The sequence below is a fragment of the Aestuariimicrobium ganziense genome (assembly GCF_015352975.1).
GTDB lineage: Bacteria > Actinomycetota > Actinomycetes > Propionibacteriales > Propionibacteriaceae > Aestuariimicrobium > Aestuariimicrobium ganziense.
Genome location: NZ_JACYIZ010000004.1, coordinates 237,935 through 251,847, shown reverse-complemented (window position 1 = coordinate 251,847; position 13,913 = coordinate 237,935). Strand labels below are relative to the sequence as shown.

The following is a 13,913-nucleotide window of genomic DNA, read 5'->3' as shown; positions in this document are numbered from 1 at the left end:
GGGGTCCGGCGTCGCGGTAGCGGACACCGGTGGTCAGGGCCAGTACTTGCTCGGCGGGTCGGTGGCCGGGTTGGAGACGATGAAGCGCTTGGTCCGTGCCGAGATGGCCGTGATCTTGACCACCCGCTGTGAGTTCACGGGTTCGAGTGCCTCGACGATGGGTCGGATTGCAGCGCATATGGATGCGGAGGCGCGAGCGAGCCCATCGAGTCCGTCGTCGATCTGGTAGGAGATGTGATGCAGGCCGGAGCGCTGGATTGCCTTGCACTCCTCCGGATCGTTGAACTGGCCGATGTTGTTGGTCAGAATCGCCTCGAACCCTCTTCGCCGCGCATCCGGGAACAGGTCAAGGTCCTTCTTGCTCTTCCACTTCAGGTCGCGGACATGCTGCACGTCGTGTCCGCGAAGTAGGCGCCCGAGGAGCGGAACAAGGGGTTCAGGAACGTCCTCGTCCAGGAGTACCTTCACGCCGCGCGGGCATACGCGACGCGACCGGCGAGTTCCGTGGCCCCCTTCACCGCCTCGGCGGACACTCCCGGGTAGAACTTATGGATCTCGGCCAGAGTCAGACCGTCTTGCGCGAGTCCGGCCAGTAGGTTGTAAGTGATGCGGGTCCCGTCCACAACGGGCACCCCTCCCCGGATTTCGGGATCGACCAGCAACCCCGAAGCGGGGTGCGTCAGGTCGGGCACTACGTCACCGCGACGGTTCGTAAACGGCCTGAACAGATCGCGCATCACGGCCTGGTGTCCGTACTGTCCCGGCGCCTTGCCCACATCCAAGAACTCACCGTCCTCGGAGAAGTAGACGATGGACTTCTTCTCTGGCACAGCAAGCAGAGTGCGCTCGGACAGGTCTTGCCCGTCGGTCAGGTGCTCCTCCATCCAGGTGACCGCTCTGCGGATCGTTTGGAGTGACACCTCACCGCGTAGTCGGGCGAACATGCGCAGGACGAGAACGTCGCGGTAGGAGTAGAGGGCGTGCGGCCGCGTGCCGTGCTCCGGCACGAGCAGAGGAGCTTCGCCCTTGTGTGACTGACGCCAGTAGCGGAGTTGGCTTTGGCTGGCACCGCTAAGCAGGGCCGCCATGTTGGCTGTGTACGCCATCGACGTCTCCTTCCGTGCGGTTGCTCCCTGCGACCAGTCTGCCAGTCGCTTACGACAACGGACCTCCGAACACGTTGCATCCCAGCATCGGGCATGACCGTACGTACGCTTGTGCCGGCGTGTGGTCTCCCCGAGCCAACTAGTTCGTGCGCCGGGCGGTCTGAAGCGGTGTCGCGACCCGCGACGCGGATGACCAAGTCGGGTAGCGGCGGAACATGGCGTCGACGTCGTCAGGGTCCGGCCTGAGGATGCGGCCGCACCGGTAGACGGGGAGGACACCCTCGGCGATCCTGCGGCGGATGGTCTTCACGCTCACTCCGATCCGGGCGGCGGCCGTAGGCAACGTCTCGTAGGTTCGCATGGTCATGGCACTGTCCCTCCCTGGGCCCACGCGGGCCTCGAAGGACACCAGACCAGTTCGACGTACTCCCGGCCGCAGCCCCTTGGTCAGTCTCCTGGAACTGCAGGGCTGCATCCGGGGCGAACGGCGAGCAGTCGGCCCTTGTGGGGGCGGAGTTGCGTGGTCCACGAGGCCGGAGCGAGATCAAGAGCAAGGTGAGGCCGTGCTCGTGCCGGACGGCTGACCCGGTGGTCGTGCCCAGCAATCGCAGTGTCGCTGCGCAACGGCATCACGCGAACGACATGCCTTGTGGGCCGGGAGTTAGGCCTACTGCGCCAAGGAGCTGACGACTCCCGTAACCCAACTCGCCCAGGGAGCTTCGGGTTCGATCACCGACTGCCCCCGTCGCCCGTCAACCCGTCGCGGTCGGGGATTCGTCGGTGGGCGTGGTGGCTTGGATGAGCGCACGCAGGTCGGCGTGGAGCGTCTCCTGGTTGAGCGTCCAGTGCGTGCGTCGGCGACGGCGCTCGTCGCGGGGAACGTCGCCGGTAACGTAGCCGTGGTCCTCGAGCTCGGTGAGGTTGCGCGCGATCGTCGTACCAGCGACCCCCTCGCCGAGCGCGGCGAGGAGCTCCGGGGTGCTGAGACAACCCCCGTGTTCGGCCAGCGCCACGGCGATCGCGAGCTTGACGCGGTTCATGCCCATGCCGACCAACGCGTCCAACCCGACAGGGAGCGGGGCGTCGGAGTAGGCAGGCACGCGCCCATTGTTCCAGTGGTCCGCGGCAAGGGGAGACGAGACACGATGAGCAATCTATACCGCTAAACGGTGTAGATGTGCTGGCGTGACACGCGGAGAGCGAAGCTCGAAATCCGCAAGATCTCCGAAATCCATGCTTAGCCTTCCCGTACAAGGTCCACCCCCTGGAGAGCTTGGAGCCAGCGATGGCCGCTTCTGACATTGGCAGTACCCGCGACAGCGCCACACGAGCGCCGAGCGCCTCCGGGATCGGCGCTGCCGCCTTCCACGAGAAATCACCACGCACAGGATGTCCGCGAGGTGCCTCCGCGCCCCGTTATGTCCCGTAGGCGAAGGAGGATGGGATGACCCACCTGGGACTGGCCACCAAAGCGGTGGGCGCCATCATGGCCGCTGCCCTGATCGGTGGCTGCACAGCCACGCCCACCACCAGCCCGACACCGACGGGCCCGTCGCAATCGCCGTCACCCACGGACGCCGACACCGACTCTTAGCCCCGAAGACCAGAAGCTCGAGGACGCGAAGGCGCGAGTCGTCCTGCTGTGGCAGACCCTCGACGGCCTCTTGGCCGACTCGAGCAGGAGCATCAACGAGCTCGACACCCTTGCCTCGGGCGAGGCGCTGAGCAGCCTGCAGGTGATGCTGACGACGGTCCGCCAGCGGGGGCAGGTGCAGGTCGGAGCCACGAAGATCCCGTCCCAAAGCGCCTTGGCCAAGGGCGACGGGTGGGTCGTCACCTCCTGCTGGTGAGTGCGGACGCCGCTCCTGATCTGGCAGCGCGGGCTGCGACAGGCAAGGTGGCCGTGGTGCTCGACTCCCGGGAACGGTGACGCCATGCCCGTCTTCACCGTCGCGTCCGTCTCGGGCTCGCTGGGGGTGACGACCCTGGCGGTCGGTCTCGCCCTGACGTGGCCCCGCCCGGTGGTGTTGGTGGAAGCCGACCCGTCGGGCGGCTCGGCGATCCTGGCGGGCTACTGCACCGGGGTCGCGCGGCCGGGACTCTCCGAGCTGGTGCTGGCGCACCGGCACCACCAGTTGGCCGACGAACTGCCGTCACGGCTCTTCCCCCTGGCCGACTCGAACGCGAGTCTGTTGCCGGGGCTCCGCGCGCACCAGCAGGCCGCGTCCCTCCTCGGCGTGTGGGACGCGCTCCTGGAAGCCCTCCGCGGACTCGAGGTCGACACGGGCGTGGACATCGTCGTGGACGCCGGCCGGCTCGGCATGGTCGGCAGCCCGGAGCCGCTGATCTCGGAGTCGGACGTGACCATGATCGTGACGGGGACCGGGCTGCCCGAACTGGCCCGGGTGCGGTCATGGCTGCCCGGTCTTCAGGAAGGCTCGCTGGGCGAGGTGCGGTTGGTCATCGCGGGCCCGGCACGTCGGTACAGCACGTCCGAGGTCACCAAGACCCTGGGCGTGCCCGTGGTCGGCGAGGTCGCGTGGGATCCGGACGCCGCGCGGTGGTGGTCCCACGGGGAGCCCCAACGTCGGTTCGACCGTTCGGCGCTACCTCGCTCGGTGGTGGCGCTGGGTGAGTCGCTTCGAGCCCTCGCACCGCGCACCAGGGCGGAGGCGGAACGATGACGAAGCAGCCGCAGCCCACCTGGGAAAGGCCCGACCTGGCCAGCGTGCCGCTGTTCACCGCCTTCGGCGACGGCACCGATCCGGCACGGCCGGGCCGCGTCCGCTCTGGCTTCACCCTGTCGACGGCAGTCGCACCGACATCGTCGTCACTCCACGTCGTGGGCCGCAAGGCGAGGTCGGGCGTCGACGGTCGACCCTCTGGGCGGGCGCCCGAGGTGGACTGGGACGAGGCGTCGGAGCTCCGCGCGCTGGCGTCCAAGCGCTTCTCCGAGCGGATCGGACGTTCCCCCTTGGCGGACGAGATCGCGCGCCAGGAGTTGGGGCGGACCGTGATCATGGAGGTCGTCCAGGAGGCGACCGAGGCGCGGTTCGCCGTCAACGGCTACGTCAGCTCCGCCACCGCGCAGGACGCCTTGGCGCAGGCCGTCTTCGACCTCATGTTCGGGCTGGGCCGGCTGCAGCCGTTGGTCGATCGCCCGGACGTCGAGAACATCATCGTCGTCGGGCACGACCGGGTGTTCCTGGATCTGGTGGGCGGCGAGAAGGTGCCGGGGCCGCCGGTCGCGGCGTCCGACGATGACCTGATCCAGCTGCTGCAGGACCTGGCGTCCCGGGCCGATCCGCCGCGCGTGTTCTCGGACGCCAACCCCGACCTCCACCTGAACCTGGACGGCGCTCGGCTGGCGGCGTCCGCGTTCGTCACGCATCGGCCGAGTGTGGTGATCCGACGACACCGTCTGGTGCGCATCACCCTCGACGACCTGATCGGCCTCGGCACCCTCAGCCCCCTGCTCGCGTCGTTCCTCGCGGCCGCGGTGAAGGCTCGGTTGTCGATCGTGGTCTCCGGCCAACAAGGCGATGGGAAGACCACCCTGCTGCGGGCGTTGTGCGCCGAGATCGGGCCGGAGGAGGTGCTGGGCACCTTCGAGACCGAACGGGAACTCGGTCTGGAGCAGCTGGTCGACGAACACCCCGTCGTGTTCTCGTGGGAAGCGCGTCCCGGCTCGGGCGAGCGGGGACCAGACGGGCGTCCGGTGAACGAGTTCACCCTGCAGGACGGCATGCACGCCTCCTTCCGGTACGCGCTCGACCGCCAGATCGTCGGCGAGGTCCGCGGCCGCGAAGTCGCGCAGATGATCATGGCCATGGAGTCCGGGTCCGGCTCGCTGTCGACGACGCACGCCGCGTCGGCGTCCGACACGATGGAGAAACTGGTCAGCTGCGCGATGCAGTCCGGCGAGTTCACCCGCGATTCGGCGGTGATGAAGCTGGCTCGCTGCCTCGGCCTCGTGGTGCAACTGCGGTCCATGTACGTCCGCGGCCGCGACGGCTCCGTCCGCAAACGGCGCGTGATCGACGAGGTGCTCGCGATCACGCCGGGCGAGGAGTCCGCCGGCTACGCCGCGACCACAGTATTCCGCAGTGACCCCGACGGCCCGGCCGTCGCCTTCGTACTACCCGATCACCTACGCATGCTCGCGGGTCACGGGTTCACCGCGAACGAGTTCCTCCTGGAGGCGCAACGCCACGGCGGTGTCGCATGAACCCGCTGGTTCCCGCGCTAGTGAGCGTCCTTGGCGTGGGTGGCCTGATGGGGCTGGTCGCGGGGCTCCGGCGCGTGCCGGTCCCGACGGCCGCTCCGGCGACGCCCCGCCTCCTGGTGCGGCTTGCTTCGGTCCCGCGCCGTATCCTCGTCGCCGGTGTTCTGGCGGCGGCTGCCGGTGTGGTGGTGGCCTTGCTGTCCGGCTGGGTGATCGCCATCGTGATCTTCCCGCTCGCGGCGGTCGGCCTGCCGGTGGTCCTGGGCGTCTCGGATGAGTCCCACACGATCGAACGCCTCGAAGGCCTGGCGGAGTGGACGCGCAACCTGGCCGGCGTGATCACTGTCGGTGTCGGCCTGGAGGGCGCCCTCGTGGCCACGCTGCGCACCGCACCCGACGTCATCCGTCCGGAGGTGACCACCTTGGTGGGCCGGATCCGGTCGCGGTGGAACACGGCCGAGGCGCTCCGGGCGTTCGCCGACCAGTTCAACGACTCGACCGGTGACCTGGTGGCGGCCACCTTGATCCTTGCGGCCCACAAGCGGGCGGACGGTCTCTCCCAGATCCTGTCCGGGCTCGCCGAGTCGGTGTCCGCGGAGGTCGCAGCCCGGCGCCACCTGGAGGCCGACCGCAGCAAGCCGCGCCAGACCGCGAGGATCGTCACCCTGATCACCGTGGTGTGCCTGGTCGGGATGGCCGCCACCGGCCAGTACCTGGAGCCGTACCGCTCACCGATGGGGCAGGTCGTCCTGTCGGTGCTACTCGCGCTCTACGTCATAGGTCTCGTAGTCATGCGACGGATGGCCCGGGTCAAGCCCCTGCCCAGACTGTTGGCGTCCGGAGAACCGTCATGACCGGCCTGCAACTCGCGGCCCTCACAGGCCTGATGCTCGCCACGAGCGTCCTGGGCGCGGTGTGGTGGCTCGCTCCGACCGTCCCGGCGCTCGGTCCCGCGCTGGACCGGCTGACCGGCGTGCCGACAGCTCCGGCCCTCCTGGGCGGCGTGGACGCCCAGGACCGGGTGGGTGCGTGGGTCGCGCGCTGGGTGCCGAGGTGGGTGTGGATGACGCCGGTCAAGGAGCTGGCGCTGCTGCGCCGGACGGAGGCCAGTTTCTACGGCGAGAAGCTGATCCTGGCTGCCATCGGGCTGGTCGCGCCCCCGCTGTTGTCGACGCTGTTCAACGTGTTCGGCTTGCGGTTCCCGATCGCGGTCCCGTTGATCGCGTCGCTGGTCGGTGCCGTCGGGCTGTTCGTGCTGCCCAACCTGGATATCCACGGCAAGGCGAAGGCGGCCCGCCTCGAGTTCAACCACGTGTTGACCGGCTTCATCGACCTGGTGGCCCTCGAACGTCGAGCCGGGTCGGGGCCCCGGCAGGCGCTGGAGAACGCGGCGCGCGTCGGCCGAGGCCAGTGGGTGTTCGACCGTCTGGCGGAGGGCTTCACCCAGTCCAGCGTCGACGGCCGCCCACCGTGGGACGTCCTCCGCGCGATGGGCGACGAACTGGCCCTGCCCGAGCTCGACGATCTGGCCAACATCATGGCGCTGGCCGAGCAGCAGACGATGCCCGTCTACCAGACCCTCCGGGAACACAACCGAGCGCTGCGCGTGGCGCTCCTGACCGACGAGCAGGCCCGTGCGAATGCCGCCTCCGAGCGGCTCACCATCCCTGCGACCATGCTGGCGATCGTCTTCATCGCCATCCTGCTGGGGCCATCCCTGATGACCCTGATGAGCAACACCTGACCCCCAAAGGAAGAAACCCCTTCAGGAGAGGAAACCCCATCATGATGCTCAACCTGTACGTGGAGAGCCAGCTCATGCGCCGCGACCTCGAGTCGTGGCTCGCCAAGCAGCGCAAGCGGATGCTTGCCGAGGACGGCATGTCGGAGACCATCCAGAACGTCCTCTGGGCGATCTTTGCCATCGCGATCGTGGGGGTCGTCGCCGCGATCATTCAGGCCTACGTCGTCGGCAAGGCCAACGAGATCCGGTAGGCGACGACGACCATGCGACGGTCCAGGTCCAACCGGTGGCTGATGCGGGGTGAGCGCGGCTCGTCATCGGTCGAGATGGTGATCGCGCTCCCGCTCGTGCTGACCGTTCTGTTCCTGGCCGTTCAGGCCGGCACATGGTTCCACGCCCGGTCGATCGCATTGGCGTCCGCCCAGTCGGGTGCTCGCACGTCGGCGATGCTCAACTCCTCCCTGGAGGCCGGGTTGTCGAGCGCGAGGTCCTTCGCCACCGACGTGGGAGGGACCACGCTGACCGGCGTGACCGTGTGACCGGCGACAGGACCGCTACCAGCACCACCGTGACGGTGACCGGCCACAGCGTCCGGCTCGTGCCGTTCATGGACGTGACCGTGTCCCAGTCGGCCACCCTGCCGATCGAGAGGTACACGCGATGAAGCAACGAGTTCACGAATCCCGACGCTTCAGGCTCGGGAGGCCCAAGGCTCGGGGCTGGAAGACCGCCGCCGATGAGCGCGGCTCGGCGGCGATCGAACTGGTGTTGTTGGTGCCGGCACTGATGCTCCTGCTCATGTTCGCCGTGGCCGGCGGCCGGGTGGCCATCGCCCACGGGAGCGTCCAGCAGGCAGCTGCGGACGCCGCACGCGCGGCGTCCATCGCCCGCACCGCGGGTGCCGCGCAAACCACCGCAGTGGCGGCGGCGCGCGCCACCCTCGCCAACCAAGGGCTGACGTGCGCGTCCATGACGGTCACGCTCGACACCTCGGGGTTCCCCAGGCCGGTGGGAACGCCCGCCAGCGTCGCGGCGACCGTGAGCTGCACCGTGGAGTTGTCAGAGCTGGCCCGGCCCGGCTTACCGGACCGGGTGGTGAGCGCGACGGTCACCAGTCCGCTCGATGTGTTCAGGGGGCGATGATGCGCCACCACGATGAACGAGGCTCGGTCACCGTCTGGGGCGTGCTGATCGCCCTGATCCTCACCCTCGTGATCGGCATCACCGTCGACCTCACCGGACAGGTCAACGCCCAACAGCGCGCGCACGACCTGGCCCAGCAGGCGGGACGAACGGCCGCGAACCAGGTCCAAGCCAGCCAGATCATGCGCGGCCAATCCCCGCAGATCGACACCGCCACCGCCCGCACGGCCGCAGCGGCCTACCTCCATGCCGCCGGCGTCGACGGCAGCGTCAGCATCACCGGACCGACCACCCTGTCGGTGCACGTCACCATCGTCTACCAGCCGAAGTTCCTCGGAACCGCAGGCATCGGCCCCAAGACGGTCAGCGGCGACGCCACCATCCTGCTGTCGCGTGTCGTGAACGGAGCCCCCCGATGAACCAAGGACTTCGTCACCCCCGTCTGGTCGGATTCGCCGCCTCCGTCGCGCTGTTGGTCCTGCTCGTGGGGCTGCCGGCCGTGCTACTGGCCCTCGGATGGGGGCCGACGCCCTCCGGCCTGGACGGCTGGTGGGCGGCGCTCACCACGCCGGATGACGGCCACCTGACCGTGTTGATCTTGAAGGGCGCGGCGTGGATCGTCTGGGGTCTGCTGGCGATCACGATCCTCACCGAGGCAATCGCAGCCCTCCGAGGCCTGGAGGCACCCAAGCTGCCCGGGCTCCGGTGGTCCCAGCTGCCGGCGCGCCGGCTCGTGACAGCAGCACTGCTGCTGTTCATCACGGTGCCTGCGGCGGGGATCGAGACGGCATCCGCGGTTCCGGACAGCCCGAACCCGGTGGCCTCGCCGACGGCAACGGCCGCACCCCAGCCGGCGAAGCCCGCCCGGCCCCACGCCGAGCGCCGTGGCGCTCTCGGTAGACGCCACCCCGCCCCTCACCCACACGGTCAAGCGTGGCGAGACCCTCTGGTCGATCGCCGAGCACCACCTGGGGTCCGGGAACCGCTACCCCGAGATCCTCAAGCTCAACCACGAACTCCTCCGGGGCAAGGCCCAGTTCCTCAAGCCGGGCTGGGTGCTCGCCTTGCCCGCGGGTGCGCAGGCCGACGGCGAGCGGGCCACGGCAGCGAACGACCGCGAACCCTCCGGCTACACCGTGGTCAAGGGAGACACGCTGAGCGAGATCGCCCAGGAGCACCTCGACGACGCCGACGCCTGGCCCCGGATCTTCGAGGCCTCCCGGAAGCTCACCCAGCCGGACGGCCGTCGCTTGACCGACCCGGACCTCATCCTCCCCGGCTGGCACGTACTCATCCCGGCCGCTGCGGGAGCGACGCCCGACCTGCCCACCTCCCCCGAACCCGAACAAGCCGAGCCGACACCCCAGACCGCGGAGCCCTCGCCGGCTGGCGCAGTCCCCTCCGCAACCGCCACGCCCACGCCGGTGTCCGCGACGTCGCCTGCGACGTCCGAGACGGCCGGCGCTGTTCCCGTCGCCCCGTCGAGCGCCCCGGCAGCGCCCGCCCCGTCCGCCTCGGCGACCGTGTCCACGGATGTGAGCAGCGACGACAAGCCGGCGAGCGAGGCGTCCGACCGGGACGCCGACGCGCTGGCCCTCTGGTTGTTGGTCGGGCTCACCGGAGCGGGCGGCGTCCTTGCTGCTGGGCTGCTGGCCGCCCTGCGTCAGCGCCGGAGGGCTCAGTTCCGTGCCCGTCGTCCGGGGCGGACGATCCAGGTGCCGCCGCCGGAGTTGGTTCCGGTGGAGAAGACCGTGATGACCGAGGGGCTGGCCGCGACGCCCACCCTGCTCGCCATCGACCACGCGCTCAGGCTGCTCGCCGCCTCCGGCGAGGACCGCCTCGCCCCGCCCCCGCTCCTGGCTGTCCAGCTCCTGCCGGGCGAGGTGGCGGTGCAACTGGTCGAGCCCATCACGCTGGCGCATCCGTGGCGCCCGGACCCGGCCGACGGCCGTCGATGGCTGCTGGCCACCGGCGCGCACGAACAGGAGTCGACCGCCCGATCCGCCTACCCGCAGCTGGTCTCCGTGGGACTGGACGACGACGGTGCCACGTGGCTGGTCAACCTCGAACAGCTCGGCACGATCAGCCTGACCGGTGACCCCACCTACGCCGCCGACTTCACTCGCTACGTGGCTGCCGAGATCGCAGTCAACCCGTGGGCACGCCAGGTCCAGGTCGACTGCGTCGGGATCGCGCCGGAGGCCGTGCCGCTCGACCCGGCCCGCATCCGCCACCACCGTCTCGAGGACCCGGCCGCACTGGACGTCGCGATCGCTGCGGCCCGCACGACCGTCGACAAGTGCGCCGACCATGGCGTGACCGCAGCGGCCGGGCGCGTCGAGGACCTGGGCGGCGACGTGTGGGAGAGCTGGCTCGTCCTGGTCAACGGGGCGTTGTCGAGCACTCCGCTCGACCAGCTGCTCGCCTTCGTAGGGAAGCATCCCGGGCGGACCGGCACCGCTGTCGTCATGGTCGCCGACACCGAGCCCGTCCGTGGCCTCGGCGTCCGACTGACCGGGCAGGGGCGGGTGCTCATCCCGTCCCTCGGCCTCGAGCTGATCGCCAACGGACTCACCCCCGCCGAAGCCCAGGGCTGCGCGCTGCTCCTGGCCCACGCGGACCTGCTCGACGACATCCAGATGCCGAGCGACGGCGACGACGGCTGGCGCGAGTACTGCGACGCCGCCGGAGCGATCCGGGACGCACTGGTGATGCCCCGCGACACTGATCCCAAATCCTAGCCGGGGGCGACGGTGCTTCCAGCCCCGGACGCCGAGGTCCTCGACGTGGCTGCGACCACCACGGACGACTTGCAGCAACTCGCGCCGCACGTGCCCGACAAGGTCCGGGCAGCGGTCGAGGGCGCCGACCCGGGTCTGGACGCCGACCTGGCGGCCTGGGCTGCCGGCACCCGACCGCACCTGCGGCTCCTCGGCCCCATCCAGGCGCGCACCGGTACCACCGGCAAGCCTACGGCGGTCGCGAAGCGCAAGGCCTTCTACACCGAGTTGTTGGCGTTCCTGGCGCTGCACCCCCAGTGCGTCACGATCGATCAGGTCGTCGATGCGTTCGGCTCCGATGCCACCCAGATGAGGGTCCACCTGTCGAAGGTGCGGAGCTGGCTCGGCGTCGACCCCACGACTGGTGCGCAGTACCTCCCTGAGGCGACCAAGTCTCCGGGCGGCATCGCCCGAGGCATGGGCATCTACCAACTGGTCGGCGTCCTGGCCGACATCGACCTGTTCCGCCGGCTCCGGGCGCGTGGCCAAGCACGCGGTCCCGAGGGTCTCAGCGACCTGCGGGCGGCGTTGGGCCTGGTCACGGGAGAGCCGTTCACGGGACAACGAGGGCGCGGCTGGGCCTGGCTGGCCGACGGTGTCCGCATCGACCAGCACATGGTTTGTGCTGTCGTCGACGTGGCCCACACAATCACTATCTCGGCGCTGCACTCCGGCGACCTGGAGTTTGCCCGCACCGCCACAGAGACAGCCCTACTCGCGGCCCCGTACGAGGACACCCCTCGACTCGACCTGGCCGCTGTCGTGGCCGCGGAGGGTGACCGGCAGGCTGCCGAACGCATCCTCCGAGATGACATCACCAACCGCGCCGAGGAGGGCGAGGCGCCCGACGATCTCCCTGCCCGAACAGCCGATCTAGCCTCCAGCCCGCTGTGGCTAAAGACGGGGCGTGTCGCCTGAACTGAACGGGTAGCACCGGACCTTTGGTCGCCCGCGGCGCGGTGCAGAGACATTGAGGGTGGAATGGCGAGGCAGTGGCGATGCGGCCTCCAAGCGCGCCTGCTCGCTCGTGCAGGGGGCTGGCAACCGCCGCGTCACATGGTCGGGGACCTTCCGCGGATCTGGAGACATCGACATCGATGGGCGTGATCTCGCGGTCATGCCGAGGAGCGACAGGCGGGGGACAGCAACGTCAGAGGTCGTCGTCGGGTCGCCCGTCAGGCGAACAGAATGGACGTGGTGGGTTGCGACCAACCAGCCAGGCGCATCTCCGCGCGATCCGAAGAATCTTACGGACACCACCGCTGCGGATTGGCCCGCCGGCCCGTCATTCTTCACCGAGCATCCCATCCCGGCGCTATTCGAGGACACTGCTGCGAACTGACACACGTCTCTGGATGCACAGCGCTGCGACCACAGATGGATGCCAGTCACATCGACTCGCGCAGGTTTGGGTGCGCGCGAGCCAAGTCAGGCGGCCTCGTCGAGAATCTCACGGATCTGCCGGGGCAGCGCATGCTTAGCTGTGAAGTAGCCGCTGTACCAGTGAGCTGCGGTTCGATCTTCTCTCATCACGTCGGCCGCCATCAGGATCTCATTAGGGTCCTTTACGGAGCTCACGAGCCGGGCGAACACCTCGCCGACGTAGAAACGGTTGTGCGAGGCGCCGACCGTCATGATCCGGTGAAGGGCGAGTCGCCGAATCATCGCGTTCTCGGCGATGCGGTAGACCATCGCAAAGAAGTCGGCGATGACGTCGACGTAGTTGAAGGGGTGACCGCCCTCGCTGTACTCGTTGAACGTCTTGATGAGCTCCTCAAACGCGGGCTTGTTCGTCGCCTGCATCGCTGCCAGCATCGGCTCGGGCAACTTCGCGACGAAGGAAGTGTAGAGCGCCTCGTCCCCGGCCTCGGCAAGCAGCAACGCCAGCAGCTCGGCCGTGGCGCCGGTGTCGCCCTTGATGCCCCGGGAGAGAAGGTCTTTGCCTCTGTCCTCCACGGAGCGCAGCGTGTCCGACTTCGCCGCAACAAGCTCGATCTGGCGGCCGAACTCCGCGACCGTCGCATGGCGGTCCGCGGGCCTTTCGGCGAGCGCCTTGGTCAGAAGGTACTTGTACTCCGCTGGGACGTACTCGAGTTGAGTGTACGGAAACGGGCGTCGCCCGGTCAGGAGGTGAATGAAGACCTTGCCGAGGGCGTACACGTCAGCACTTGCCTCGATGGCGTGGCCGTCGTCGTATTGCTCAGGGGCCACGTAGGCCACGGTGCCGACGATCGTGTTGGGCCGAGTTATGGTCGTCGAGTCGGTCGAGAGGTCCCGGCACATGCCGAAGTCGCCAACTACCCAGTGGCCGTCAAGCCGCAGGATGTTCGCGGGCTTGAGGTCCCGGTGGTATATGCCCTGCGCATGGGCGTAGGCGATAGTGTCGATCACTGTGAGAATGATTTCGGCCGCCTCTGTTGGGCCGACACCGCTGGGATTGCGCTCAATGAGGTCCTCAAGCGTCATCTCGGCCTCGGGCATGAGGTAGAACGGCGGGTCAGCCTCGAAGTTCCAGCCGAGTATCGGCATGATTCCCTCGTGCTCCATGGCGTTCTGTGACCGGACCTCGCGACGGAATCGGCGCATCTCGCCGTCCGAGTCGGCAAGCTGAGGGGACTTGAGGAGTCGCTTCATGATTGCGAGTTCACCGGTCTCCTGGTTCTGCACCCGGTAGATCTCGCCCTGCCCAGTGACCTTAAGGCGCGCCAGCTTTTTCCACGTCGCCATGGTGGCGCTCCGTTCGTGAGATTTCACTTCGTGTCGTGCGAAGCCATTCTGCCGCATCCAAACTGGGCATGGAACGCTCACGAATCGTCCGGGGTTTCTCGGGCACAAGGTCCCGGCAGGCCGATGCGGCCGCTTGGGGCTACAGCCGGCTCGATCCTTGGCTCCGGGGGGGCGGGGGTTTACGCGCC

General features: G+C 68.8%; 16 protein-coding genes. 11 read left to right on the top strand and 5 right to left on the bottom strand.

Features of this window, described 5'->3' with window-relative positions:
* Positions 1 to 33: 33 nt before the first annotated feature.
* The 4 genes from IE660_RS09325 to IE660_RS09310 form a co-directional block, all read right to left on the bottom strand.
* Complete coding sequence (locus tag IE660_RS09325) at positions 34 to 468, bottom strand: DUF5615 family PIN-like protein (RefSeq protein WP_203568085.1); 435 nt, start codon at positions 466 to 468, stop codon at positions 34 to 36.
* On the bottom strand, positions 465 to 1,106 hold the full coding sequence (locus tag IE660_RS09320) for a DUF433 domain-containing protein (protein WP_203568084.1): 642 nt from the start codon (positions 1,104 to 1,106) through the stop codon (positions 465 to 467). The genes IE660_RS09325 and IE660_RS09320 overlap by 4 nt, the downstream gene beginning before the upstream one ends.
* Before the next feature lie 139 nt (positions 1,107 to 1,245).
* On the bottom strand, positions 1,246 to 1,473 hold the full coding sequence (locus tag IE660_RS09315; protein WP_203568083.1) for a helix-turn-helix domain-containing protein: 228 nt from the start codon (positions 1,471 to 1,473) through the stop codon (positions 1,246 to 1,248).
* Positions 1,474 to 1,858: 385 nt separating this feature from the next.
* Complete coding sequence (locus IE660_RS09310) at positions 1,859 to 2,206, bottom strand: MarR family transcriptional regulator (protein ID WP_203568082.1); 348 nt, start codon at positions 2,204 to 2,206, stop codon at positions 1,859 to 1,861.
* A gap of 564 nt (positions 2,207 to 2,770) precedes the next feature.
* Here IE660_RS09310 and IE660_RS09305 point away from each other — a divergent pair.
* From IE660_RS09305 to IE660_RS09255, 11 genes are all read left to right on the top strand, one after another.
* A complete protein-coding gene (locus IE660_RS09305) occupies positions 2,771 to 2,956 on the top strand; it encodes a hypothetical protein (RefSeq protein ID WP_203568081.1) in 186 nt (61 codons plus the stop codon).
* 84 nt (positions 2,957 to 3,040) lie between these two features.
* Positions 3,041 to 3,790: a hypothetical protein gene (locus IE660_RS09300; RefSeq protein WP_203568251.1), complete on the top strand. Its 750-nt coding sequence runs from the start codon at positions 3,041 to 3,043 to the stop codon at positions 3,788 to 3,790.
* Positions 3,791 to 3,834: 44 nt separating this feature from the next.
* Positions 3,835 to 5,334 (top strand): CpaF family protein, encoded by a 1,500-nt coding sequence (locus tag IE660_RS09295; RefSeq protein ID WP_203568080.1) that lies wholly within the window; start codon positions 3,835 to 3,837, stop codon positions 5,332 to 5,334.
* Positions 5,335 to 5,369: 35 nt separating this feature from the next.
* Complete coding sequence (locus tag IE660_RS09290) at positions 5,370 to 6,185, top strand: type II secretion system F family protein (protein ID WP_328701915.1); 816 nt, start codon at positions 5,370 to 5,372, stop codon at positions 6,183 to 6,185.
* Positions 6,182 to 7,075: a type II secretion system F family protein gene (locus IE660_RS09285; protein ID WP_203568078.1), complete on the top strand. Its 894-nt coding sequence runs from the start codon at positions 6,182 to 6,184 to the stop codon at positions 7,073 to 7,075. The genes IE660_RS09290 and IE660_RS09285 overlap by 4 nt, the downstream gene beginning before the upstream one ends.
* A gap of 41 nt (positions 7,076 to 7,116) precedes the next feature.
* A complete protein-coding gene (locus tag IE660_RS09280; protein ID WP_203568077.1) occupies positions 7,117 to 7,326 on the top strand; it encodes a hypothetical protein in 210 nt (69 codons plus the stop codon).
* 12 nt (positions 7,327 to 7,338) lie between these two features.
* On the top strand, positions 7,339 to 7,614 hold the full coding sequence (locus tag IE660_RS09275; protein WP_203568076.1) for a TadE family protein: 276 nt from the start codon (positions 7,339 to 7,341) through the stop codon (positions 7,612 to 7,614).
* A gap of 121 nt (positions 7,615 to 7,735) precedes the next feature.
* Positions 7,736 to 8,218 (top strand): TadE/TadG family type IV pilus assembly protein, encoded by a 483-nt coding sequence (locus IE660_RS09270; protein WP_203568075.1) that lies wholly within the window; start codon positions 7,736 to 7,738, stop codon positions 8,216 to 8,218.
* A complete protein-coding gene (locus IE660_RS09265) occupies positions 8,218 to 8,637 on the top strand; it encodes a TadE/TadG family type IV pilus assembly protein (RefSeq protein WP_203568074.1) in 420 nt (139 codons plus the stop codon). The genes IE660_RS09270 and IE660_RS09265 overlap by 1 nt, the downstream gene beginning before the upstream one ends.
* A gap of 465 nt (positions 8,638 to 9,102) precedes the next feature.
* The gene (locus IE660_RS09260) at positions 9,103 to 10,959 is read left to right on the top strand and encodes a LysM peptidoglycan-binding domain-containing protein (RefSeq protein ID WP_203568073.1); all 1,857 of its coding nucleotides are present in this window, start codon (positions 9,103 to 9,105) and stop codon (positions 10,957 to 10,959) included.
* Positions 10,960 to 10,971: 12 nt separating this feature from the next.
* Entirely contained in the window at positions 10,972 to 11,916 is a 945-nt protein-coding gene (locus IE660_RS09255) for an AfsR/SARP family transcriptional regulator (RefSeq protein ID WP_203568072.1), read from the top strand.
* 510 nt (positions 11,917 to 12,426) lie between these two features.
* Here the strand turns inward: IE660_RS09255 and IE660_RS09250 are convergent.
* On the bottom strand, positions 12,427 to 13,725 hold the full coding sequence (locus tag IE660_RS09250) for a serine/threonine protein kinase (protein ID WP_203568071.1): 1,299 nt from the start codon (positions 13,723 to 13,725) through the stop codon (positions 12,427 to 12,429).
* Positions 13,726 to 13,913 lie beyond the last annotated feature (188 nt).

Bases quoted from the DNA above. Each gene is read 5' to 3' on its own strand.
- IE660_RS09280 (WP_203568077.1), top strand. From the start codon at position 7,117: ATGATGCTCAACCTGTACGTGGAGAGCCAGCTCATGCGCCGCGACCTC.
- IE660_RS09250 (WP_203568071.1), bottom strand. From the start codon at position 13,725: ATGGCGACGTGGAAAAAGCTGGCGCGCCTTAAGGTCACTGGGCAGGGC.
- IE660_RS09320 (WP_203568084.1), bottom strand. From the start codon at position 1,106: ATGGCGTACACAGCCAACATGGCGGCCCTGCTTAGCGGTGCCAGCCAA.
- IE660_RS09285 (WP_203568078.1), top strand. From the start codon at position 6,182: ATGACCGGCCTGCAACTCGCGGCCCTCACAGGCCTGATGCTCGCCACG.
- IE660_RS09270 (WP_203568075.1), top strand. From the start codon at position 7,736: ATGAAGCAACGAGTTCACGAATCCCGACGCTTCAGGCTCGGGAGGCCC.
- IE660_RS09315 (WP_203568083.1), bottom strand. From the start codon at position 1,473: ATGACCATGCGAACCTACGAGACGTTGCCTACGGCCGCCGCCCGGATC.
- IE660_RS09300 (WP_203568251.1), top strand. From the start codon at position 3,041: ATGCCCGTCTTCACCGTCGCGTCCGTCTCGGGCTCGCTGGGGGTGACG.
- IE660_RS09275 (WP_203568076.1), top strand. From the start codon at position 7,339: ATGCGACGGTCCAGGTCCAACCGGTGGCTGATGCGGGGTGAGCGCGGC.
- IE660_RS09265 (WP_203568074.1), top strand. From the start codon at position 8,218: ATGCGCCACCACGATGAACGAGGCTCGGTCACCGTCTGGGGCGTGCTG.